Below are 24,300 nucleotides of genomic sequence, written 5' to 3' on the forward strand. Positions count from 1 at the left end.
AGCCGTAGCCTTTTTCAAAATGGTGTTCTCTTCTTCGATACGACGAAGCTGCTTCTTTAGCTCCCGGATTTCGACTTGTTCCGGCGTCATGGGAGAAGCCTTTGGGGATTTGCCCGCTCGTTCATCTTTAAGCTGTCTCACCCACTTATCCATGGTGGATTTACCCACATTCATCGCTTCAGCAGCTTCACGAACACTATAGCCTTGGTCAAGAACTAACTGGGCTGATTCGAGCCGAAACTCGGCACTATAAGTTGGTCTGGTACGTTTTGTCATGGTTCACCTGTATTGTTGCGAGGCGATGATATCACCTCTAATCAGGTGGCCAAATTTAGTGTGCCACTACAATCACCACCTCCATAGGAGGTGGTTTAATACTGATAATAAAAAGGCGTAACCCCAGTTACGCCTTTTTGATACTAACGTCTTCACAAAGCTTTAAGCGTTAGCGTCTTGCTCTTCCAACTCAAGCTGTTCACGTTGAGTATGTTCCAGCGCGCTTTGGGCTTGTCCGCCCAGCAAACGTTGGTCAACATCGATGTTATCAAGCTGTTTACGGGCCGCATCAACCTGCAGGTTTTGCTTGCTCATCTTCATTAGCGCTTCTTCTTCTGCATCGTTGTGAGAGACGATAGTAGAGCGTGAAGATAGCTTGCTGATCAGCTGGTGATAGATCTCGTCAGCCGTAGCGTCGTCAGTATGCATCGACATAATGAAACGAGGATATTGCAGCTTGGTGCCACCGGTACCCGCAAAGGTCGATGTAATCACCCGCGATACGTAAATCTGCGGGTGCAAGGTGGTCACGTGGCTTTGGATTTCCTCAGAGTTCGCATCATGGATGCTGCCGCCAACCCGACGTTTGGTCATCTGAGTCGTACCTTGACACTTAAAGTGGATCAGGGTCGATTCGAACAGGATCTCACTCCAGAACGGATGGCTAAGATTGCTCAGCAAACGACCGAAGGTGGCCAATAGGAAAGCCGCAATCAGCGTATTAAAGAACGCAAAACCATTGCCCACAACGCCTTGGATGAACTCAAACTGTTGCGCATCACTCAAGGTTGAAGGATCAGCCGACGCTTCATAGGTGTTGATTGCCTCAACCAAGCTATGGGTACCCCAGAACACGGCAACCCCAGCAATGAGCAACAGAGCTTGTGACAGGCTAGTTGCCACAATGCGCAGCTTCTTGCCCAAAGGCTCGTCGTTCTTAGCCAGTACTTCAGGCTGGATCTCTTGCAGGGTATCGCCGCGGAACTCACCGGTTTGCTGATTCTGCTGTGGAGCAAGTGGCTTATAGATACGGTTTGGCACCCCAAACTTACGGCGCTTCTCCATAATCTGCTGGCTAAACTCGGTGAAGATATCTAGCGGCTTAGCACGGATCGACTCGGCAGCAGGGCGTTTTTGCGTGACTTCGGTAATGGGGTTCGCTTCACGGGTGCGCAGACCAGTCAGGGTTAGCAACAAACCACAGCTCGCCACCACCAGTACGAACAACAGCGCCAACCAAGGGCCATTACTGTAGTTCTGGTTGGCCGCTTGGATAAACTCGAAGCCAATATCCACTTGGCTGAAGTCTTGGCCTTTTAGCAGGGCTGCAATATCTTGTAGCGCCTGTTGCTCGCGTTGAAACAGCGACGATACCCCGCTAATAATAAGCGCTGGAACGATCGCACAAAAAGCGATGGCCTTAGCCAAACCACCGGCACCAATGGTGTCGATGCTGCGCGCTTGAGCGCGGTTAATTGGGCGGCCCGCTTTGCGCCAAACCAGAATCAGATACACCAGCAAGCAGAACGAGAACAGCGGCATCATTACCGTACCGGTTGCTCCCACTAAACCCACAGACGTGGTAAACAGCAGCAAAGCAAAACATAGCAATGCCACAGCAGTCTGAATGAACGCCCCAGTCAGTCGTTGCGCCAAGTTAATGATGGGGTAAGGCACAAAGGTGATCTTAGGGAACAGCGTATGCAGCAGTCGCGCAGCCAGTCCTTTAGGCTCAAGGAAGGTGTAGTTCTTGCTGCTCTCCAGCATCGACTCCATCTGCTCTTGGTTAAAACCTAGGTCGCTTTGCTCTGCTCGGGCACTGTCTTGGTTACTTTGATGATGGTTGTAACTCAGCGATGTTGGCGCAGAGCGACCGACCATAAAGCGGGTCAGTTGCATCAAGCCGCGGCCTAGAATCCACAAACCATCGGCTAAGAACGTAAAGCCCAACAGGGCATAAGTCCAACCGGTCATCGGATATTCTTGCACCCAACCAGCAACGTTGGTCAGCAAGTAGATCCCCAGCAAGCTGGTTAGTGCACCGCGCACTGCGCGCAAGCTACCTTCAAATTTAAAGGGATTCTTGATCCCCAGGCTCTGGGAGCCGTGTTCAAAAGACATCTAGTTATCCTTACATCATTGGCTGGAAGCCATCCTGGCTTGCCGGGGTTGGTTCAGGGCTTGCCGAAATACCGAGATCAGCAGGGCTTGCCACCATAGAGCGATCAATTTGCGTACATACCTCGCGGATATGATCGGCAAAAGCGGCGTTCGCCGCTGCTTTGGTTTTGGCCACCGGGAGGTTGTAAGCGAGTTTAGAAATCACATACCCGACACCGCCACCAACAAAACCGTGCCACACACTGCCATAACGGAGATCGAAGAAATTCGTAACCAGATGGACGGTATCCATCAGGATGTAAGGCAAGGAGGTGATAAAGCCGAGTACGTTGCCATATAGCAAAGCCTCCCCCGCCCAGGTGCTCCACCAGAATGCCAACAAAGTGGTAAGGAAAGTAAGTAATCCGCTAAAACGCTTCACAAAGCCCACGTAGCCAGAAAGCTTTAGCATGCGGAATGCGCCATTTTCCTTGGCGTACTCACTGGTGTAGCCCATAAAGTCGTTCGAATGCAGCATGTAGAGCATGTTGTAGATGCCGCCATTGTTACCATCTACACCCTCAATGAGGGTGATCTCACGCGTTGTGGGTGGAATATCAGCATTGAAATCAGTTTTGATGGTTTCAACTTTGCCGCCAGCTTTCTCTAAATAAATAGTCTGGCGACCATCGAACGTTTTTGCTCCACCAAAAAGCCCAGTAATGGTGTTGAACTTAATCTGGTACTCTTTTTTGCCAACCTTGAGCAAAGAGGTATGTGTTTTTTCCATGTTTTCACGCTTTAAAATTATTGGAATAGAAGAATTATTTTTATTAGCCACGCTGGGTTTTACTAAATGATAAAAGAGGATTCAAGTAGATAACGGCTTATTCACCACAATGCAGCCGCCACCTGATATATACGTCACATATATTTGATTTACATGGCGATTTTACAGTCAGCAACGGGAAGGTAGGGAGCGAAAATAGTGGTGTAGCGGCATGCGCTTATCAGTAACCACTTACTTCAATGGGTAACCGCGAAAACTAAAGCAAATAGGAATAATACAACTAAAAAGGTGGCGCTTTAATTAGCCGTTTAAACGCGGCCAAACCAAGGCTAAGGGGAGAATGTTTTATGACATTTTCACTTCTTTACAATTCTTGACAGCACTAGACCTGCCCCCCAAGTACAATATCCCAGCATTCACTTTCAGCGGTTCAAACTATGTGGTTACGATTTGCCATCCCGCCAGTTCTGGCGCTCTCACTTATTGCCCTACTTTGGTACAACGCCGACTCAGAGGCTGCGCCGCAGCGTCGTCAGGCGCGGGTACTCAATGTGCTGACCGAAGAGGTGCAAAGCCACCAGCTAAACCAGCAGCTCAACCTGATCGGCACGCTTGATGCGGCCCGCTCGGTAGAGATTGCCGCGGAGGTGAATGCCAAGGTCGAAACGCTGCCGCTAACATCGAACCAGAGCGCCCAAAAAGGAGAGCTGTTGATTCAGCTGGATGCCACCAAGGCGATGGCTCAGCTCAATGAGGCGCGCGCCTTCCACCAAGACGAACAACGTAAGCTGGGGGAATACCAGTTGCTGCTAAGCCGTAAAGCGATCTCGCAAGCGGAATATGATGCCCAAAAAGCCGCGACTGATATTGCCCTGGCGCGTTTGGATGTGGCTAAGGCCGAGCTGGAAGACTACAGCCTGCGCGCCCCCTTCGATGGCGTGATTGGCTTGATAGATATCAGCGAAGGCAGCTTGGTTAATGCCAACCAAGGGCTGCTGAGCTTCGATGACCTGTCCAAACTGCACCTCGATCTCAACGTCCCCGAACGTTACCTAAGCCAGCTACATATCGGTATGCCGATTCAGGCCACCAGCAGTGCATGGCCGGGCCGCCACTTTAGCGGCGAGATGCAAGCCATCGACCCACGCGTCGACAGCGACAGCCTGAACCTGCGCGTACGTATTGCCTTTGATAACCCAGAGCAGCTTCTCAAACCGGGTATGCTGCTCTCTGCCACGCTGGCGCTCCCCACTGCCGAACAGCCGATGGTGCCGGTGCAAGCGATTGAGTACTCGGGTACCCGCCGCTATGTGTATGTGATTGACCAGCAGCAAACTGCAGTGCGCACCGAGGTGGAACTGGGCCAGCGCATCGACAACGCAGTACTTATTCAGCAAGGCCTACAAGGCGGCGAGCGAATTGTCGTGCAAGGCTTGGTGAATATTCGTGATGGCGCGAAGGTCGACGACTTAGCAATCGCCGCTGAAGGCGAACCAAGCGAGCGTCAACGCCCAGCACAAGGAGCGCGAGGCTAATGCTGCTTTCCGATATCTCGGTTAAACGCCCTGTTGTTGCCATCGTACTCAGCCTGCTGCTGTGTGTGTTTGGCTTGGTCTCGTTTAGCCAACTGCCGGTTCGGGAGATGCCCGATGTAGAAAACCCGGTAGTCACCATTACCACCCGCTACAGCGGTGTGGCCGCGAGCATTATCGACAGCCAAATCACCTCAGTGATTGAAGATCAGCTCACTGGTATCTCCGGTATCGACAAGCTGGAGTCGGTCTCCCGCCCCGGCATGTCGCGCACCACCGTGACCTTTGAGATGGATTATCCGCTGACCGAGGGCCTAAGCGATGTACGTGACGCGGTAGCGCGGGCGCAAAACCGCCTGCCGGATCAAGCCGACAACCCTATCGTTTCCAAAGACAACGGTAGTGGTGAGCCCTCGATTTACCTGAACCTCAACTCCACCCTGCTCGATCGCCAGGAGCTGACCGATTACGCCAACCGTATCCTGATTGACCGCTTAAGCCTGGTCAGCGGCGTAAGCTCGGTAGAGCTAAGTGGCGCGCTTAACCAAGTGATGTACGTGGAGCTGGACCCCATCCAGATGGCTGGCCGGGGCATTACCCCTAGCGATATCGTCAGCGCCCTGAATCGCGAAAACATCGAGCAGCCCGGCGGCGAGATCCGCAACGACGCCACCTCGATGTCGGTTCGTACCGATCGGCTGTACAACCAAAGCGTCGACTTTGAATACCTGCAGATTAATAACGACGGCCGCCAACCGATCTACCTGCGAGATGTGGCGCGGATCTTTGTTGGTGCCGAGAACGAGAACTCAACCTACAAAAGCGATGGCATCCTTAACCTCAGTTTGGGGATTGTTACCCAGCTCGACGCCAACCCGCTGGATGTGGCCAAAGACATCACCCAAGAGGTGGAGAACTTCCAAGAGTTCCTGCCTGCCGACACCGAGCTATACATCGATTACGACTCCACAGTGTTTATCGAACAGGCGGTGACCGAGGTCTATCAAACTCTGGCGATGACCGGCGCACTGGTGGTGCTGATCCTCTATGTCTTCTTGGGCCAAGCGCGCATTACCCTGATCCCAGCGGTCACCGTGCCGGTATCACTGATTGCCGCCTTTATCGCCGCACAAAGCTTTGGCTTCTCGGTCAACCTTATTACTTTAATGGCGCTGATTCTGGCGATTGGCTTGGTGGTGGACGATGCCATCGTGGTGGTAGAGAACATCTATCACCATATCGAGCAGGGCCAACCGCCGCTGCTAGCCGCCTACTACGGCACCCGCGAGGTGGGCTTTGCGGTAATTGCCACCACCTTAGTGCTGGTGATGGTGTTCCTGCCGATTGCCTATATGGATGGCATGGTGGGCAAGATCTTTACCGAGTTTGCCGTATTGCTGTCGGTGGCGGTGCTGTTCTCCTCACTGATAGCGCTTACCCTCACGCCGGTGCTGGGCAGCAAGCTGCTGAAAGGCAAATCGCGCCCCAACCCCATCACGTCGGCGGTGGACAAAGCCTTCGCCTGGCTGCTACCGCGCTATCAGCACCTGCTGCGCTGGGTGATTGGCTGGAAGACCCTGGCACCGAGCATTCTGGTGCTGTGTATCGTGGGAAGTGCCTATCTGGCGCAGCAAGTCCCCGCCCAGCTAGCCCCGGAAGAAGACCGCGGCGTGGTGTTTATCTTTGTAAAAGGCGCCGAGGGCACCTCTTACGATCGCATGAACCACAATATGGAAGCGGTCGAGCAGCGGCTGATGCCACTACTCGGCCAAGGGGTAATCCGCTCGTTCAATATGCAGGCACCCGCCTTTGGTGGCCGCGCCGGCGATAACACCGGCTTTATCATTGTGCAGCTGGAGGATTGGACTCAGCGCACCATGAGCGCCCAACAAGCCATGGCGATGCTGAATAAGCAGCTCACTGGCATGCCAGATATCTTCTTCAGAGTATTACCACCGGGCTTTCGTGGCGGCTCCAGCGAGGCGATCCAGTTTGTATTGGGCGGGCCGGACTACAGCCGGATCAACGAGTGGGCGGAGAAGCTGATGCTGGAAGCCGAGCAGCTGCCAGCCATTGAAAGCCTGGAGCTAAGCTATTCCGAGAAAACCCCCGAGTTAGTGGTGAGTATCGACCGCGCCCGCGCCGCCGAGCTGGGGGTGAGCATTAGCGAAGTCTCCACTACCCTCGAGGTGATGCTGGGCGGACGCACCGAGACCACCTATGTGGATCGCGGCGAAGAGTACGATGTGTATCTGCGCGGCTCAGAGCGTAACTTCAACAACGCCAACGACCTGAGCAAGATCTACCTGCGCGCCAACAACGGCACCCTGCTGACCTTAGACAGCGTTGCCCAAGTAGAAGAAGTGGCCAGCTCACGCCGCCTTGAGCGCCTGAACAAGCAGCGGGCAATCACCCTAAAAGGCAACGTGGCCAGCGGCCATACTCTGGGCCAAGCGCTGGATGGCTTGGAAGCACTGGCCGTGGAGATGCTGCCCAACGATATCAGCATCGACTACAACGGCGAGTCCAAGGACTTCCGCGACAACCAGAGCAACACCGTGTTGGTGTTCGGCTTAGCGCTACTGGTGGCTTACTTGGTATTGGCAGCCCAGTTCGAGAGCTTTATCAACCCACTGGTGGTGATGTTCACCGTACCGATGGGGCTGCTCGGTGGCCTGGCCGGGTTGATGATTATGGGCGAGAGCCTGAATATCTACAGCCAGATCGGCATGCTGATGCTGATCGGCATGGTGACCAAGAACGGCATCTTGATTGTGGAATACGCCAACCAGTTGCGCGACCGTGGCATCGATTTTAACGAGGCGATTGTGCAGGCCTCATCACGCCGCCTGCGGCCGATTCTGATGACCGCCTTTACCACCATCGCCGGTTCGATCCCGCTGCTGCTCAGCACCGGAGCAGGCGCAGAAAGTCGTATGGCGGTGGGTGTGGTTATCTTGTTCGGTATGGCCTTTTCCACCGTGGTGACCTTGGTGGTGATCCCAGCGATTTACCAACTACTGGCACGCCATACCCATAGCCCGGGTTTTGTGAGTGAGCAGTTGGCCAAACTGCATTCTCAACAAGAGCAGGTTCAACAAGAACAGTCGCAACAAGAGCAGGCTAAACACGATCGGCCATCACCAGCAATGGATTAACAGCAAGCGCGTTTTGCTATAGAGTTTGAAAGGTGGCTGATGGCCACCTTTTTTGTCTCTCTGAGCGATGTTAAGGATAACGCTATGCTCAAGCTGCTTGCGCGCCTCGCCATGTCTGGCTCGGTGCTGATTGCACTACTGATTCTGATTCAAGGCTGGCTGCCCGACCTGCTGCCCGGCATCGTGATTAGCTATGCACTGGTCTATGGCCCGCGCTGGATTTGGCTGCTGCCGGCAGTGTTGGCGCTGCTGTTGATTGTCAAACTCAAGCCGCCGGCACGTATTCTTAGCGTGTTGAGTCTGGCGGTGATTATCCGCTTTCAGGACCTGCAGCTTTCCTTCCCCAGCCCCGGCTATCCGCAGCTGCGGGTGATCACCTTTAATGCCGGGCAAGGCTCCTTCGCACCCTTCCTTAAAGACTTGGTGGATTGGCATGATGCCGATGTGGTGCTGCTGCAAGAAGCCGGTGAGAGCTTTACCAAGCGCGCCTTTGGCGATGAGTGGTACACCCACTGCCATTTCTGGAAGTGTGTGGCCAGTCGCTACCCGCTAGAGCACACCGGCTTGCTGCACCTTAATGCCGAGGCCGAATGGGGCCACTTTGCCGCGATGTACCAGATCCAATGGCAAGGCCAGATAATTAATCTTGCCAACGTTCACCTGGCCACCCCGCGCCCGGTGTTGGAAACCCTGCTAAACCTCAGCCCCGACCCACAGATGGCCAGCTCACACCACGAGAAGCGTCGCCTGCAAGCCTCATTTCTATCTAGCTGGGCCAAGCAGAATCAGCCTGTGATTGTCGGTGGTGATTTTAATATGAGCGAGCAAGACACGCTGTATCGCGAGTTCTTTAGCGGCTTTGGCAATGCCATCGACCAAGCCGGCAGTGCGGTGAATTACACCAAGTACACCTCATGGCACGGCACGCGTATCGATCATGTATTGTTCGGGGAGGACTTTCGCGCCAATCAGGCTGAGGCACTGGAGGCAATTGGTGGCGACCACCGGGCGGTGCTCGCCGCGTTAAGTTTAAAAGAATAGTCTGCAGCCTTGAGGTCTCAACAATGTGAAAAAAGCCTCCGAACGAGGAGGCTACTCAGTGATGAGCCTTCAGCCAGCGTTTTCCAGCAGGTTTTGCTCGTAGCGGTACAACTCCAACAGTGCCAAACGGTGCTCAACAAAATCGAACACATTATTGGCCAGTGACAACTTAAAGTAGCTGGCCGCCAAATCATACTGCTGGGCACGTTGGGCTTGCTTGGCCAAGTAGAAGTAGGCTTCACACAGGCGCTCAGCCAACTGGCGGTTATCGCCGCCCATCATCGCTGCCAGCTCCAAGAACTCGGTTTGGGTTAGCTCACCGGCGTACATCGCCACAATCTGCCAGCCCCAGTCGTCGGTTTGGAAGGCGCGCAGGCTGCTTTGTAGCTGCTCTAAGGCCGCCGCATCATCCACATCACGGTGAATCAGATAGCGCCATAGCACCCGGTAGGGGTCGCCAAGGTCTTGCTCTGCGTAGGTATCGATATCGGTCAGGGCCAACTGTGGTTTCATTGCATAGCTCAGCGCGACCGAGCGATAGAAGTAGGCAAAGCCGTAATCGGGGTAGAGTTCGATGGCCGAATCGAAGGATTCAAAGGCCGACTCGAAGTCTTCTTGCAAGATAAAGTAGACACCGAGGAAGTTGTACACCTCGGCAAAGTCGGGCTTAAGCTGCAGGGCGCGATTAAAATCAAGCCGCGCCAGTGAGCGCAGGCCGACCCGGTCGAACACCAGCGCGCGCTCGTAGTAAAGCTGAGCGGTTTCCTCTTGGTCATACTCGCCCGAGTTGAGCATCTGGCCCAGTCGCGCCAGCGCCACTTCCGATTGCTGATTAACCTGCAGAGGCGTTGCGAGTACCACCGGCGGAGATTCTTCTTGTCCAGTTAATGTACAGCCTGCCAGCCCCAGCATGACCAAGGCAATGAACAGCCCTTTAAATGGAAGTTGATACATATATCTCCGCTAAGTCCCTAAAAGCTTGAATGGTCTTGGCACTACCCTAGCAAGAGCAGGGGCGAAGTGGAACACCCACTTCGCCCCTGACCAAGTAAAATAGCGCTTTTGTTAGTTTGGACCGGATTGAGCCGACCAGCCGTCTCTGGATGCAGCCGCTCGCCTCGACAGCGATCCTATGCGCGTTTAATAGTTTGCAGTATCCAGATCGTCGAAGGACTTCACCAGATCGTCCAGTGCTTTGATCTGCTTAAGGAAGGGCTCCAACTTGCTCAATGGCAGCGCGCTTGGGCCGTCACACTTGGCGTTATCTGGGTCTGGGTGAGCTTCCAGGAACAGACCGGCCAGGCCAGTCGCCATACCGGCGCGGGCCAGATCCACCACCTGATCACGGCGGCCACCCGAGGCCGCACCCAGCGGATCGCGGCACTGCAGCGCGTGGGTCACATCGAAGATAACCGGCGCGCCGCCGCTAACCTTCTTCATCACGCCCATACCCAGCATGTCTACCACTAGGTTGTCATAGCCGAAGTTTGTTCCGCGATCACACAGGATGATCTGGTCGTTACCGCACTCTTTGAACTTATCCACGATATTGCCCATTTGGTGCGGGCTTAAGAACTGCGGCTTCTTCACGTTGATAACTGCGCCGGTGCGCGCCATCGCTTCGACCAGATCAGTTTGACGCGCCAAGAAAGCAGGCAACTGAATCACATCAACCACCTCGGCCACCGGAGCGGCTTGGGCAACTTCGTGTACGTCGGTGATGATTGGCATGCCGAAGGTCGCTTTCAGCTCTTCGAAGATCTTCATGCCCTCTTCCAGGCCCGGACCACGGTAAGAGTGGATCGACGAACGGTTAGCTTTGTCGAACGAGGCCTTGAATACGTAGGGAATGCCCAGCTTGTTAGTGACTTCCACATAGTGCTCGGCAATCTGCATCGCCAGATCGCGCGATTCCAGCACGTTCATGCCAGCGAACAGGGTAAAAGGGGCATCGTTGGCGACCTTGATGTCGCCAATAGTAATGACTTGCTGCATAGCTTATCTCTTAATGTAAGGTGGCAGGGCTGGAATCCAGAGAGCTTATCTGCGCTTTTAACAGCTTCGATAGCGGATCATCCGGGCACTGCTCTATAAAATATTCAAAGTCGTTGACCGCAACGCTGTTACATTCTAACTGCTGATAGATAAAACCGCGATCCCGCATTTCGTGTGGGTCACCGGGTTTAATCTCCAGTAAGCGCTGACTCACTCTCAGCGCCAGCTCATAGTTGGACTCGCGCAGGTAGGCCAGCTTAAGCTCTTCCAGCCAGCGTTGGGAGATTTGCTTGTTGTTCAAGGTGGTCAGGCTTTGATTTTCCAGCCGGGCAGCGTTGCCTTCGTGGCCACGATAGAGCGATTCCAGCTGCTCGTAGCCCAGCTCTTTGTTGCTGAAGGGATCGAAGTAGACAACCTTTAAATCCAGCTCAAAGCGCAGCAGGGTCTGTCCGGGAAAGTTACTGAACTCGCAGGGAATGTCTAACTTGGCGGCAAAGTAGCGCAGCAGCAGTGCCAGGCTAGTCGCGTTGCCACTTTTGGTCGAGAACAGTTGGGTGGGCAGCATACATTGGCTTTGGTAGTGCTGCTGCCAGTCGCCGCGAAAGCCCATATCCTGATAGAACAGGCGGCGCAGCAACTCAAAGCGCTGCGTGATATCGTCGGGGATCGGGTTGAGCTTGATCCAATCCAGCCACATTCGTTGTAGCGCCTGTTTGGCCTTCGCTCCATCGCTTGCCGTCAGCTCTTGTTCAATGCCAAGAATAGTGAACAACACAATAACTACCTCACCTGATTGAGCTCAGGGCTTGGGCCACCACTGAGCACCTGTAACGCGGTCTAATCCGGCATAGTCCTGGCTCGTAAAGCACTGAACAAACCCAGCTTTTTCCAGCAAACTTTGTACCGCTTGCGCTTGTTGGTAGCCATGTTCGAACAGTAGCCAGCCTCCGGGGCGCAGATAATCGGGTGCTGTTGCTATAATCGCACGAATATCTGCCAGACCGTGTTCTTCCGCCACCAGTGCCGTTAAGGGCTCGAAACGCACATCACCTTCCCCAAGGTGGACATCTTGTGCGTCGATATAGGGCGGATTACTTACAATAACGTTGAACTGCAAACCGGCGAAGGGGGCCAGCCATGAACCTTGGCGGATATCCACCCGCTCTAAGCCTTGGCGCTTTGCGTTGCGTGTTGCCAACTCAACCGCCTGTGCCTGCAGCTCTCCTGCGTACACCGTGGCTTTGGGCAACTCACTCGCTAAAGCCAGGGCGATGGCCCCGGTTCCAGTCCCGAGATCCACAATAGAACTATCGGCAGGATCCTCGACTCGCTTTAGCGTTTCTTCAACTAATACTTCGGTATCGGGACGGGGTATCAAGGTGGTGGAGTTTACTTCCAACAGCATCGACCAAAACTCGCGCAACCCGGTTAGGTGAGCCACCGGATGACCTTGCTCTCGCTGTTCGATAAGTTGTTGGAAGGTGTGCCACTGGGCGGGCGTTAACTCGCGTTCAGGCCAAGTAAGCAGGTAGCTTTGCTCGCAATCGAGTACGTGTTGCAGTAGCACTCGGGCGTCGACGGCGGGAGACTCGCCCCCTTGGAGTTGTTGGCGTGCCCAGGCTTGCGCCTGGGCGATAGACGGCTTACTCGTCATTGGCAGCCAGGGCCGCCAATTGGTCCGCCTGGAATTCTTGCAAGATAGGGTCAAGCAGTGCGTTTAGCTCGCCTTCCATCACCTCATTGAGGCGGTACAAGGTCAGGTTGATGCGATGGTCGCTGACGCGGCCCTGCGGGTAGTTGTAGGTACGAATACGCTCACTACGGTCACCACTGGCCACCAGCTCACGGCGCATCGAGGTCTCTTCGGCGCGGCGCTTCTCATCTTCAGCCGCTTGCAGGCGCGCAGCCAGTACCGACATCGCCTTGGCGCGGTTTTTGTGCTGCGAACGTTCTTCCTGACACTCCACCACAACGCCAGATGGCAAGTGGGTAATACGAATGGCTGAGTCGGTTTTGTTTACGTGCTGACCACCAGCACCCGAGGCGCGGAAAGTATCGATACGCAGGTCGGCCGAGTTAATCTCGATCTGCTCCGCCTCTGGGATCTCAGGCAGTACCGCCACAGTACAGGCCGAGGTATGGATACGGCCCTGAGACTCGGTCTCTGGTACACGCTGTACTCGGTGACCGCCAGATTCGAACTTCATCAGGCGGAACACGTCTTCGCCGTCGATCTTCGCGATAAGCTCTTTGTAGCCGCCCATGTCGCTTTCGTTGCAGCTAACGATGGAGATCTTCCAGCTTTGCGATTCGGCGTACTTGCTGTACATGCGGAACAGGTCACCGGCAAAAATCGCCGCTTCATCACCGCCCGCACCGGCACGAATTTCCAGGTAAACGCTGCGCGAGTCGTTCGGGTCGCGCGGCAGTAGCAACAGTTGCAGGTCGTCGGCCAGCTGTACCAGCTTCTCTTCGGCTTCAGAGACTTCCATCTGGGCCATCTCTTTCATCTCTGGATCGTCGTCTTGCAGCATCTCTTTGGCCGCTTCCAGATCGCCTTGAGTTTCGCGGTAGTCGCTAAAGCACTTCACCACTTCTTCCAGCTGAGAGTACTCTTTGGTCAGGGCGCGGAAGCGGTCCTGATCAGAGATAATTTCTGGCTCTCCGAGCAAGGCTTGCACTTCTTCGTAACGCTCTTCAAGGGTTTCGAGCTTGGTTATAATCGACGCTTTCATTATTACTCTCTGTCAGGACGCCAGTGGGGGCGCTAAGTCTACTGCTGTTTGTTGCGAAGGCCAATGGCTTTACGGATTACGTCCAGCTCATCATGTTTGCCGTCACGACCAGCTTGATTGATCGCCTCGGTGGGGGCGTGAATCAGCTTGTTGGTTAGCTTAAAGGCTAGCTCACGGACGACCGCTTCGGGGTCTTTGCCGGTGCTTAAGGCTTCTTGCGCCTTGGCAACCAGGTCATCGCGGATTCGTTCACTGTGGCTACGATAGTCGCGGATGGTAGCGACTGAGGCCAGAGAACGCAACCAAGCAATAAAGGCCAGACTGTGTTCATTGACGATGGCCTCGGCTTCGATGGCCGCTTCACGGCGCGAGGCTTTGTTCTGCTCGACGATGCCTTGCAGGTCATCCACCGAGTATAAATAGGCGTCACGCAACTCATCGACCTGCGCTTCGATATCGCGCGGCACTGCAATATCGACCAGGAACATCGGCTGGCGACGGCGCTGCTTCAGTGCCGACTCGACCATCCCTTTACCGATGATCGGCAGCGGGCTGGCGGTGGAGCTGATCACGATATCACAGCTAGCCAGCACCTCTGGGATGTCATTCAGGGTCATGGCGCTACCGCCAAACTCGTCGGCCAACAGCCGTGCGCGGGCGATGGTGCGATTGGCTACTCTGAGCTTGGTTACACCATGGTCGCGCAGGTGCTTGGCCACCAGCTCAATGGTCTCCCCTGCCCCCACCAGCAATACCGACGACTCACTGAGATCGCCAAAGATCTGCTTGGCCAGAGTGACTGCGGCAAAGGCCACCGAGATAGCATTGGCGCCAATATCGGTTTCGGTGCGCACCTGCTTGGCCACCGAGAAGGCTTTTTGGAACAGTCGCTCCATCACGCTGGAGACTGCACCGGCCTCGCGGGCTTCGGTATAGGCCTGTTTGACTTGGCCCAAGATCTGCGGCTCGCCCAGCACCAACGAGTCAAGGCCACTGGCCACGCTCATCAAATGCCCCACGGCTTGCTGCTGTTGATAGGTATAGATGCTGTCGAGTAGCTCACCACGGGAGAGCTGTTTGTACTCGACCAACCACTCCACCAGCTGTTCTGGGACGTAGTCTTTGGGTAGGTGGGCGTAAATTTCGGTGCGATTACAGGTAGAGACGATCACCGTTTCCAACTGCTGGTTAGCAGCCAAGGAGGTCATCGCTTCGGCGCTTTGCTCCGGCGAGAATGCCACCTGCTCACGCAGGGCGACAGAAGCCGTGTTGTGATTGATCCCTATTACCAGCAAGCTCATCTTGATGCTGTACGTACCCGTAAACGCCTATTCATAAAATCGGAAGAATTGTAAGGTAATCTGAGGTCAAATAAAAGAAAGCCGCACACCCGCAGGGCTTGTCAACGGATTGCGACACAGGGATACTTGGCCTTTAAAATGGATTCACATTGAGTAGTAAGTTGCGTTTCTTCCCCATCTTGATCACCGTGCTCCTGCTGGCCAGTTGCGCCACGCCGCCGCCGATTACCGAAGAGTCGACCCAATGGGATAGTTACCAGCAGCAACTGGCAGAGCTGGAGCGATGGAGCCTGCGCGCTCAAATCGCCTTTATCTCCCCCGAGCAACGCCAAAAGGCCAACCTGTGGTGGCAGCAAGACCAGCAGCAAAGCCATACCCGCCTGACCGGCCCGCTTGGGGTTGAGGTGTTCGAGCTGCGCTACCAGCCCGGCCAGGTGTGGCTCAAAGATGACAAGAAAAACGAGTACCGTGGCAACGACGCGCAAGCCTTATTGCAGCGCCTGACCGGTTGGCAACTGCCGGTTGAGCAGCTTCCCCGCATCTTAATCGGCTTGCCAGCCAGTGACCTGTATCAATTAAATGACGCTGATCGCCTCGCCGCGCAGCAAATTGCCCAGCAATGGCAGATTGACTACCTAAACTATGCCAATTACTCCGGACGAGTGCTGCCTCGGCAGATGCAGCTGGTACGCAATGAGATTACCATCAAGATTAATATTGTAGATTGGCAAATAAATGATTAACCAAGTCCCCAGTGGCCCCTGGCTGTCGCCGGCTAAGCTCAACCTGTTCCTGTATATCTGCGGACGCAGGAAAGATGGCTACCACGAGCTGCAAACCCTGTTTCAGTTTATCGATTGCTGCGACCAGCTCTATTTCACCGTGCGTAAAGACACCGAGATAACCCTCAGCAGCAACATCGACAATGTCGACCCAGAAGACAACTTGGTGGTAAAAGCCGCTCGCCTGCTGCAGCAACACTGCCTGTTTAAATGTGGCGCCGACATTCAGCTCGAAAAGCAACTGCCGATGGGCGGCGGGATCGGCGGCGGCTCGTCCAATGCTGCCACCACCTTGCTGGTGCTTAACCGCTTATGGAAGTGTGGCTTGAGCCTGGAGCAGCTAGCGGATTTAGGACTGCGCTTAGGCGCGGATGTACCCATCTTTATCCAAGGCGTGGCGGCCTTTGCCGAAGGCGTGGGCGAGAAGCTCTACCCGGTTAAGATTGCCCAGCCTTGGTATGTAGTACTGCACCCCGATGCGCATATCTCCACCGCCGAGGTATTTGGCCACCCAGAACTACCCAGAGATACCGCCAAACGTAACTGGGCCGAGTTAGAAAATGCCAGTTGGCACAATGATTGTCAGGATATTGTGGCGAAACTTTATCCCGAGGTTGCTAACGCATTGAGCTGGTTGCTAGAATACGCGCCGTCGCAAATGACCGGAACCGGTAGCTGCGTATTTGCAGCCTTCGATTCGGAGCAACAAGCACGGGATGTGCTCGAAAACTGCCCTGAACATTGGGCCGGGTTTGTCAGCCAAGGGCTTAATCGCTCGCCACTGCACAAACAACTCGCGGAATTTGCCACTTTTTAGCATGGATAGTTAAGGCCTGACTTTTGTCCAGCTTCAACTATTCTGTTTACGACCAACGCTCTTTTACCTGTTAAAATCTGAGGTTTTCATCGTGCCAGACATGAAACTTTTCGCCGGCAATGCCACGCCAGAACTCGCCCAGCGTATCGCAGATCGCTTGTACACCAGCCTTGGTGACATCGCTGTAGGTCGCTTCAGCGACGGCGAAATCAGCGTACAAATCAACGAGAATGTACGCGGCGGCGACATCTTTGTAATCCAATCAACCTGTGCCCCTACTAACGACAACGTCATGGAGTTGATTGTGATGGTAGACGCGTTGCGTCGTGCCTCAGCTGGTCGTATTACTGCGGTAATCCCTTACTTCGGTTATGCCCGTCAGGACCGTCGTCCTCGTAGTGCCCGTGTGCCAATTACTGCACGTGTTGTTGCAGACTTCCTATCTAGCGTAGGTGTTGACCGCGTTCTGACCGTTGACCTGCACGCCGAACAGATCCAAGGCTTCTTCGACGTACCAGTAGATAACGCCTTCGGTAGCCCAGTGCTGCTGCAAGACATGCTGGACAAAGACCTGGAAGCGCCAGTTGTAGTATCTCCAGACATCGGCGGCGTAGTACGTGCCCGTGCGGTAGCGAAGATGCTCAACGATGCTGATCTGGCAATCATCGACAAACGTCGTCCACGCGCTAACGTTGCTCAGGTGATGAACATCATCGGTGACGTTGAAGGCCGTGACTGCATCATGGTTGATGACATGATCGATACCGGCGGTACCCTGTGTCAGGCAGCGGCAGCCCTTAAAGAGCGTGGCGCCAAGCGTGTATTCGCTTACGCAACCCACCCAGTATTCTCTGGCAACGCCGTAGAAAACATCCGTAACTCAGCGCTGGACGAAGTGATCATCACCGACTCTATCCCACTGAGCGAAGAGATGAAGAAACTAGACAAAGTGAAGCTGCTATCACTGGCACCGATGCTGGCTGAAGCAATTCGCCGCGTGAGCAACGAAGAGTCTATCTCTGCGATGTTCTAAGATGCTTTAAGCATTCAGCAAAAAGCGCTGCCAAGGCAGCGCTTTTTTTATACTCGTAATTTGGCCTTCACTCAGGTTTCACCCTTTAGGATGTACTGGCACTGCGCGGCTTAAACGCTCGCTGGGCAAGGAACATCGCCACCGCCAGGCCGATGCCGATAAGGTCGGTCACCAAGCCGCCGGAGATCATCAGCAGCGCCGCAACCACCAGCACGCCGCGGATCAGCAGGTTGGCGCGAGCACCGACAAACCAGCCCTGTACCGCTGAGGCCAACAAGAAGATCCCGAACACCGCAGTGATGCCAGCGCGCAGCACCGATACGGTGTCACCGTCCATCAGCAAGGTCGAGTTATAGAAGAACATAAACGGCACCACAAAGGCGGCGATGCCAATCTTAAACGAGGTGATGGAGGTGCCCAGCGGGTTGGAGCCGGAGATCCCAGCCGCCGCAAACGAGGCCAACGCCACCGGCGGGGTGATGGCCGAGACCACCGCAAAATAGAACACAAAGAAGTGCGCGGTAAGCAGCGGTACGCCCAAATCAATCAAACCCGGCGCCACCACCGAGGCGGCAACCGCATAGGCCGCCGTGGTGGGCATGCCCATCCCCAGCAAGATGGCGATACACATGGCAAAGAACATCGCCAGTAGCTGCGAAGCAGCGGCCAGATTGAGCAAGACATTGGAAAAGCGCGCGCCAACCCCGGTGAGAGAGATTACCCCCACGATAATCCCGGCGCAGGCACACACCGCGATAATCTGAATCGACATATGCCCGGCAATCTCGAAGGCATCGAAGATCCGCCGTAGGTTCATCCGATAGGGAGTAAACCAGCTCACCACCGCCGCAGCCGCGGTGGCCAAAGTACCGGCTCGAATCACCGAGTAGCCCATAAACAACGCCACAATCAGGATCAAGATGGGGACAAACAGGTAGATCTGCTTGATCATCGCCGCCACCTTCGGCAGCTCTTCTTCGCGCATCCCCTTCATGCCCATCTTGGCGGCTTCAAAGTCCACCATAAAGTAGATGGAGACAAAGTAGAGCACCGCCGGAATAATCGCCGCCACCGCAATCTCGGTGTAGGGGATCCCGGTTACCTCGGCCATGATAAAGGCCCCAGCCCCCATAATCGGCGGCATGATCTGCCCACCGGTCGAGGCGGCAGCTTCAATCGCCCCTGCGGTATTCTTCTCGTAGCCGACCTTTTTCATCAGGGGAATGGTCAGCGAGCCTGTGGCCACTACGTTACCGGCTGAAGTGCCGTTGATCATGCCCATCAGGCCCGAGGCGAAGATCGCTACCTTGGCAGGGCCCCCGCGGGCACGCCCTGCCACCGCAAAGGCGAAGTTAACAAAATACTCGCCCACCTTGGAGGCCTGCAAAAACGCCGCAAAGATAATAAACAAGATGATGTAGGTCGACGATACCGCGGTGGTTGGCCCAAGCACTCCGGCATCGGTATAGACCTGACTAAAGAAGCGCTGCCAGGTAATCGCCGGTGAATTCAAGAAGCCCGGTAGGTGCTGCCCAGCAAACACGTAACCCAAGAACACGATGGCAATCACCACCAAGGCCAAGCCAGTCAGCCTGCGGGTCAGCTCCAAAATCAGCACCGTGCCCGCCACCGCCGCCATGGAGATGCCAATCGGCGCAAACGGGGTGCCGGTGGAGTTACGCATCAGGGTGCCGTAGATGGTAATGAGATAGGTGGCCACCGCAAGTGCCGCCACCGCCAGTACAAAGTCATGGGGCGCAAAGCGTTGTCGGCTTTGCTTATCGACCCACGACAACACCACCGAGCAGCCGGTGGCAATCCACAGCGGTAGCCCAAACAGCCAGATCTCATTGAAGCGAATGCCCTTGTCCATGCCATTCCACATCTTGCCGGCTGCGATCTCCCAAGCAAAAAAGACTGCCATCCCCAAGGAGAACAGCGCACAGGCTAATAAGGGATAGGCAGAGTAGCGCACCAGCTTAGAGCGAGGCTCGCTGGTCTCGTTAAAGGATGTCGCCGAGAACATTAAAAAGCCCAGCACCAAGGCGCCGGCTACGTGCGAGATGCGAAAATTCCAGGTTTCCAGCGGGAAGTTGGGCAAAAAATCGATGTCGAGCAGGCCAAAGGTGATGGCCTGAATGCCCACACCATTTAGTGCCAGCATATGAAAGGCGGCATAGGCGGCAGCGAACACCGTCACTATCACTAAAGCAGAGCCGGTATAGAGACGCCGATTCGACTCAACCTGCTCGTCGTCCACACCCGCTGCGATAAGGTTCGCATCATCAGGATGGGTGGTTTTGTTCTCAGTCATAAAAGCTCCCTGCCCTTACTCTTTCAGTCCCGCTTACTATTACCGCGTTTACCAATGCAGTGGTTGCCAGTCCAGCCGCTTATAAACGCACACAGCGATCTACCCTGTCGGTAAGATCGCTGTGTGATTGCCTGCAATACTGTTTACTGATGGATCAAATCGCTGGGAATGCTCGCGCCGTTCTCGTTAAACCAGCGCGCGGCACCGGGATGCCAAGGCATAAAGTTGTTTTTATCCCAGTTCTCAACCAGTGTGCTGCGGGCCGCTTTGTGGGCCTTCACCATCCGCTCGTTATCGCCCATCACTGCTTTTACCGCTTCGTACACAAAGGATTCAGGCAAGTCACAGTTGGCAATGGCGAAGTTCCACATGGATACCGAACGCGCTGGCGCATCTAGGGTTGAGTAGATGCTCGCGTCGATATCAAACTTGGATACCGGGAAGGCCGCCAGGATCTTGGCCTGCTCTTCTTCAGTAAACTCAATGATGTTGATATCGGTTTGCACCTCAAGCTGGCTCACTGCAGGCACCGGCACACCCGCGGCGAAGGCAATCACATCCAGCAGGCCGTCTTGTAGCTGGCCGCCTAAATCAGACCAACCGCCATTACGACGCTCAAAGTCCACCCCTAGCGCTTCTGCCATCATCCGTGGGAAGTAGGTATCGGAGGTCGAGCCCGCCGGGCCAAAACCGATCTTGGCGCCTGCAGGGATATCAGAGATAGAAGCAATGCCGGAGGATTTGAGTGCAGTGACCGAAAATGGCGTTTGATACATCGGGAACATGGCACAGGCACCGGTCATCTGCAGGCCCGGTGCAATCGGGTTAGTGCCATCCATCGACTCGCGCGCAGGGCCCAAGGTGGTCATGCCAAAGGCGTTGTCACCGGTGTGTACCAGCGCCATATTCTGCATTGGACCGCCGGTGACTTCCGCCCCGCCAGTAACCCCAGTCGCTTCGGCCACAATGTTGGCCCACGCGGTGCCATAGCCAAAGTAGGTGCCCCCCTGCGACGCCGTGCCAACAGTAAAGCTCGATGGCCAACCGGCCTTGTCATCGGCGCTCACCGACATCGATACGGCCAATGCCACAGATAGACTAACTGCCTTTATTGCTTTCATACTCGCCTCCAAAAAAGCGTGCTAATTGCGGGGCTTACCCCTGTTCCCTGGCCCGATGGAGGGCCTGCATGTCGCTGAATAATAGACAATAAATGTCTGAAAAGAGGCGTTCTAGATACTAGACCAAAGTACTAGGAACGGCTGGAATCAGCCTTGTGTTTTGCAAGGGGATCTTGGCTAGAAGCAAAAAACCAACATGTTAACAAAAGGTTGACAGCACGCTGTTGCACTCATTGGTGTTGAATACGACGAATTCCGATCGGGCGGGTTGAGCCGAAAACTGTGAGCGCGCTCCGCTAGAGGCAGACTTTCATCGCGGACCGCGCCCTGTTGCAGGGTAGTCAGTAAAGGCTTGAATACGCGCTTGAAGATGCTATCTTGCCAGCGCCAAAAAGAGCCGCTGTTTATTCCACCATTTCGTTTGGCAACGACGGCCAGCAATGGTAGAATGCCGCGCCTTTTTCGACCAAGTGGATCATTTCACTGGTGTTAAATGGTTCCAAACCCGCATCTGGTCGCAAGTTGCGGGGACATTCATTTTTTGGAGATTACCATGTCTACTATCAAACTAAACGCTGAACTGCGTACCGACCTGGGGAAAGGTGCGAGCCGCCGCCTACGTCACGCAGAAAAAGTTCCTGCAATTGTATACGGTGCTGACAAAGAGCCAGTTTCTATCACCCTAGCTCACAACGAAGTGATCAAGGCGCAAGAAGTTGAAGCTTTCTACTCAAGCATCATCACTTTGGTTATCGACGGCAGTGAAGAGCAAGTTCTTGTAAAAGACATGCAGCGTCACGCGTTCAAGCCAAAAGTACAACACATTGACTTTCAGCGTGTAGATAACTCTCACGAGATCCACAAGAACGTACCTCTACACTTCGTAAACGAAGAAACTGCTCCTGCTGTTAAAGAGCAAGGCGGTAAGGTACACCACTTGGCTTCAGAAATTGAAGTAAGCTGTCTGCCAAAAGATCTTCCAGAGTTCGTTGAAGTTGACGTAGCTAAAGTTGAGCTGGGCCAAACTCTGCACTTGTCAGATCTGACCCTGCCTGCTGGCGTTACTTCAGTAGAGCTTGCTAAAGGCGAATCTCACGACCAAGCAGTAGTGTCTATCACTGCAGCTAAAGGTGGTGCTGACGATGCTGAAGGCGAAGCTGAAGGCGAAGAAGCTGCTGAATAATCACAGTGGCTGACATTCGCTTACTCGTGGGCCTGGGTAATCCAGGCCCCGAATATGAAAAAACCCGTCATAATGCCGGTGCTTGGTTAGTCGAACAGCTAGCCGCTAATCACCACACCCCTCTGAAAGCTGATCCGAAACACTTCGGTAAGACCGCCCGCATTCAAGCGAACGGTCAGGAAATGCGCCTGCTTATCCCCACAACGTACATGAATCTAAGCGGCAAAGCCGTTGCCAGTCTTGCACGTTTCTACCGCATTGAGCCTGAGCAGATCATGCTGGCCCACGATGAGTTGGACCTTCCTCCCGGTGTCGCCCGTTTTAAACAAGGCGGCGGACACGGTGGTCACAACGGCCTGCGCGATACCATTTCCAAGCTGGGGAACAACAAGAATTTCTACCGCTGCCGCATTGGCATCGGTCATCCAGGACACAAAGACCGGGTCTCCGGCTTCGTTCTGGGCAAAGCACCTAAAAATGAGCAAGAATTGATCGACGCCGCCGTTGACGAAGCGGTTCGCAGCATCGACATTCTGCTAACTGACGGTTTGAGCAAGGCGATGAATCGCCTGCATACGTTTAAAGCCTAAGCCAAGCAGCGCTTGGCCCGACTACAGGTAAGATTATGGGATTCAAATGTGGCATCGTTGGTTTGCCTAACGTAGGTAAATCCACCCTATTTAATGCACTGACCCAAGCGGGTATTGAAGCAGCAAACTTCCCTTTTTGTACTATTGAGCCAAATACCGGCGTAGTACCTGTGCCAGATCCACGCCTCGACGCGCTGGCCGCCATCGTAAACCCGCAACGCGTACTGCCAACTACTATGGAGTTCGTAGACATTGCCGGTTTGGTTGCGGGCGCCTCTAAAGGTGAAGGTCTGGGTAACAAGTTCCTGGCGAACATCCGTGAGACTGACGCCATCGGCCACGTAGTGCGCTGCTTCGAGAACGACAACATCGTTCACGTTGCCGGTCAGGTTGACCCGGCTGCCGACATCGAGGTTATCAACACCGAGCTGGCACTGGCTGACATGGAAACCTGTGAAAAAGCCATCATCCGCGTAGGCAAAAAAGCCAAAGGCGGTGATAAAGACGCCAAGTTCGAGCAACCGGTTCTGCAAAAGATCCTCGCTCACTTGGAAGAAGGCGAGATGATCCGCAGCCTGGAGCTGAGCAAAGAAGAGCTGGCCGCCATCGGCTACATGAACTTCCTGACCCTCAAGCCAACCATGTACATCGCTAACGTGAATGATGATGGCTTCGACAACAACCCCTACCTCGAAACAGTAAAAGAGATTGCTGCCAACGAGAATGCCGTGGTTGTAGCCGTATGTGCCGAGATTGAAGGCGAGATCGCCGAACTCGATGCCGACGAAAAAGCCGAGTTTATGGAAGAGATGGGTCTGGAAGAGCCTGGCCTTAACCGGGTAATTCGCGCCGGTTACGAGCTGCTTACTCTACAAACCTACTTCACCGCTGGCGTAAAAGAAGTACGCGCCTGGACCATTCCGGTAGGAGCGACCGCGCCACAAGCGGCCGGTAAGATCCACACCGACTTCGAACGCGGCTTTATTCGCGCCGAAGTCATCGCCTACGACGACTACATCCAGTTCAACGGTGAGTCGGGCGCCAAAGAAAACGGTAAGTGGCGCCAAGAAGGTAAAGGCTACGTGGTCTCCGACGGCGACGTTATCCACTTCTTGTTTAACGTTTAATCGCTAAACCTTGAGTGAAAACCGGTGCTTGCACCGGTTTTTTTGTATTTGGCGTGGCCAACTACCACTTATATAAAGAACTCGCTGCGCCTATATAGAGAAATCGCCGCACATATATAGAGATACCGCTGCGCTAGGCAGCCGAACCATCACTCGGCCACGGCGCAATTTTGGCTTTAGCAGTTAAACGCCAAGCCTCGCTAAGCACGCTTTTTAGCCACATGGCCAAGGCATTGCTCTACGCGTCAGCAAACCCGCTTTGACAAAGGCTGTTAATTTGCGGCGACAGCGCCCTCAGCCAAGGTAATTATACCAATCCACATAAGTAACTGATCACTCTTGCTGGTTAAAATCATTGATGACTGCGTCAGCGCTTTTGTAATTAGTCCACTAGTTACGGCAAGC

The 24,300-nt window shown here is 54.5% G+C and carries 20 protein-coding genes; 9 read left to right on the plus strand and 11 right to left on the minus strand.

From position 1 onward, the window contains the following. The 3 genes from G462_RS0120620 to G462_RS0120630 form a co-directional block, all read right to left on the minus strand. A partial coding sequence (locus tag G462_RS0120620) for an IS3 family transposase (protein ID WP_026960656.1) occupies window positions 1-276 on the minus strand: 276 nt, incomplete at its 3' end. A gap of 162 nt (window positions 277-438) precedes the next feature. Further along, window positions 439-2,397, minus strand: coding sequence for a hypothetical protein (locus G462_RS0120625; RefSeq protein ID WP_026960657.1), 1,959 nt, complete (start codon window positions 2,395-2,397; stop codon window positions 439-441). Between the two features lie 10 nt (window positions 2,398-2,407). Continuing rightward, window positions 2,408-3,166 carry a hypothetical protein gene (locus G462_RS0120630; protein WP_026960658.1) on the minus strand — a complete coding sequence of 253 codons (759 nt, stop codon included), beginning with the start codon at window positions 3,164-3,166 and terminating at the stop codon, window positions 2,408-2,410. A gap of 437 nt (window positions 3,167-3,603) precedes the next feature. On the opposite strand from G462_RS0120630, the gene G462_RS0120635 reads away from it, so the two are divergent. The 3 genes from G462_RS0120635 (at window position 3,604) to G462_RS0120645 (ending at window position 8,897) form a co-directional block, all read left to right on the plus strand. Beyond that, entirely contained in the window at window positions 3,604-4,701 is a 1,098-nt protein-coding gene (locus G462_RS0120635; RefSeq protein WP_026960659.1) for an efflux RND transporter periplasmic adaptor subunit, read from the plus strand. Beyond that, window positions 4,701-7,856: an efflux RND transporter permease subunit gene (locus G462_RS0120640; protein WP_026960660.1), complete on the plus strand. Its 3,156-nt coding sequence runs from the start codon at window positions 4,701-4,703 to the stop codon at window positions 7,854-7,856. The genes G462_RS0120635 and G462_RS0120640 overlap by 1 nt, the downstream gene beginning before the upstream one ends. Window positions 7,857-7,940: 84 nt before the next feature. Next, complete coding sequence (locus tag G462_RS0120645) at window positions 7,941-8,897, plus strand: endonuclease/exonuclease/phosphatase family protein (protein WP_169720205.1); 957 nt, start codon at window positions 7,941-7,943, stop codon at window positions 8,895-8,897. 69 nt (window positions 8,898-8,966) lie between these two features. Here G462_RS0120645 and nlpI read toward each other — a convergent pair whose 3' ends face one another. The 6 genes from nlpI to hemA all read right to left on the minus strand — a co-directional run bounded on the left by nlpI (window position 8,967) and on the right by hemA (window position 14,928). Then, window positions 8,967-9,851, minus strand: coding sequence for a lipoprotein NlpI (nlpI, locus tag G462_RS0120650; RefSeq protein WP_051326900.1), 885 nt, complete (start codon window positions 9,849-9,851; stop codon window positions 8,967-8,969). Between the two features lie 186 nt (window positions 9,852-10,037). Further along, entirely contained in the window at window positions 10,038-10,892 is an 855-nt protein-coding gene (gene kdsA / locus G462_RS0120655; RefSeq protein ID WP_026960663.1) for a 3-deoxy-8-phosphooctulonate synthase, read from the minus strand. A gap of 10 nt (window positions 10,893-10,902) precedes the next feature. Further along, window positions 10,903-11,667 carry a SirB1 family protein gene (locus G462_RS23615; RefSeq protein WP_051326901.1) on the minus strand — a complete coding sequence of 255 codons (765 nt, stop codon included), beginning with the start codon at window positions 11,665-11,667 and terminating at the stop codon, window positions 10,903-10,905. Window positions 11,668-11,691: 24 nt separating this feature from the next. Next, window positions 11,692-12,546 (minus strand): peptide chain release factor N(5)-glutamine methyltransferase, encoded by an 855-nt coding sequence (prmC, locus tag G462_RS0120665; protein WP_035478620.1) that lies wholly within the window; start codon window positions 12,544-12,546, stop codon window positions 11,692-11,694. Continuing rightward, complete coding sequence (prfA, locus tag G462_RS0120670) at window positions 12,536-13,627, minus strand: peptide chain release factor 1 (protein WP_026960665.1); 1,092 nt, start codon at window positions 13,625-13,627, stop codon at window positions 12,536-12,538. Before prfA ends, prmC begins: the two co-directional genes overlap by 11 nt. 38 nt (window positions 13,628-13,665) lie before the next feature. Next, a complete protein-coding gene (hemA, locus tag G462_RS0120675; protein WP_026960666.1) occupies window positions 13,666-14,928 on the minus strand; it encodes a glutamyl-tRNA reductase in 1,263 nt (420 codons plus the stop codon). Between the two features lie 149 nt (window positions 14,929-15,077). Between hemA and lolB the strand changes: the two genes are divergently transcribed. The 3 genes from lolB to G462_RS0120690 all read left to right on the plus strand — a co-directional run bounded on the left by lolB (window position 15,078) and on the right by G462_RS0120690 (window position 17,560). After that, on the plus strand, window positions 15,078-15,671 hold the full coding sequence (gene lolB / locus G462_RS0120680; RefSeq protein WP_026960667.1) for a lipoprotein insertase outer membrane protein LolB: 594 nt from the start codon (window positions 15,078-15,080) through the stop codon (window positions 15,669-15,671). Further along, the gene (ispE, locus tag G462_RS0120685) at window positions 15,664-16,527 is read left to right on the plus strand and encodes a 4-(cytidine 5'-diphospho)-2-C-methyl-D-erythritol kinase (RefSeq protein WP_026960668.1); all 864 of its coding nucleotides are present in this window, start codon (window positions 15,664-15,666) and stop codon (window positions 16,525-16,527) included. The genes lolB and ispE overlap by 8 nt, the downstream gene beginning before the upstream one ends. Window positions 16,528-16,618: 91 nt before the next feature. Then, window positions 16,619-17,560 (plus strand): ribose-phosphate pyrophosphokinase, encoded by a 942-nt coding sequence (locus G462_RS0120690; RefSeq protein ID WP_026960669.1) that lies wholly within the window; start codon window positions 16,619-16,621, stop codon window positions 17,558-17,560. A gap of 85 nt (window positions 17,561-17,645) precedes the next feature. Here G462_RS0120690 and G462_RS0120695 read toward each other — a convergent pair whose 3' ends face one another. After that, window positions 17,646-19,874, minus strand: a complete 2,229-nt coding sequence (locus G462_RS0120695) for a TRAP transporter permease (protein ID WP_026960670.1) — start codon at window positions 19,872-19,874, stop codon at window positions 17,646-17,648. 143 nt (window positions 19,875-20,017) lie between these two features. Next, on the minus strand, window positions 20,018-20,995 hold the full coding sequence (locus G462_RS0120700) for a TAXI family TRAP transporter solute-binding subunit (protein ID WP_026960671.1): 978 nt from the start codon (window positions 20,993-20,995) through the stop codon (window positions 20,018-20,020). 547 nt (window positions 20,996-21,542) lie between these two features. On the opposite strand from G462_RS0120700, the gene G462_RS0120705 reads away from it, so the two are divergent. The 3 genes from G462_RS0120705 to ychF are packed head-to-tail and all read left to right on the plus strand — an operon-like array spanning window position 21,543 to window position 23,895. Then, window positions 21,543-22,178 carry a 50S ribosomal protein L25/general stress protein Ctc gene (locus G462_RS0120705; protein ID WP_425393740.1) on the plus strand — a complete coding sequence of 212 codons (636 nt, stop codon included), beginning with the start codon at window positions 21,543-21,545 and terminating at the stop codon, window positions 22,176-22,178. Between the two features lie 5 nt (window positions 22,179-22,183). Then, window positions 22,184-22,768: an aminoacyl-tRNA hydrolase gene (gene pth / locus G462_RS0120710; protein ID WP_026960673.1), complete on the plus strand. Its 585-nt coding sequence runs from the start codon at window positions 22,184-22,186 to the stop codon at window positions 22,766-22,768. A gap of 35 nt (window positions 22,769-22,803) precedes the next feature. Beyond that, window positions 22,804-23,895 (plus strand): redox-regulated ATPase YchF, encoded by a 1,092-nt coding sequence (ychF, locus tag G462_RS0120715; RefSeq protein WP_026960674.1) that lies wholly within the window; start codon window positions 22,804-22,806, stop codon window positions 23,893-23,895. Window positions 23,896-24,300: the final 405 nt, after the last annotated feature.

Source organism: Aliagarivorans taiwanensis DSM 22990 (assembly GCF_000429505.1).
GTDB lineage: Bacteria > Pseudomonadota > Gammaproteobacteria > Enterobacterales > Celerinatantimonadaceae > Aliagarivorans > Aliagarivorans taiwanensis.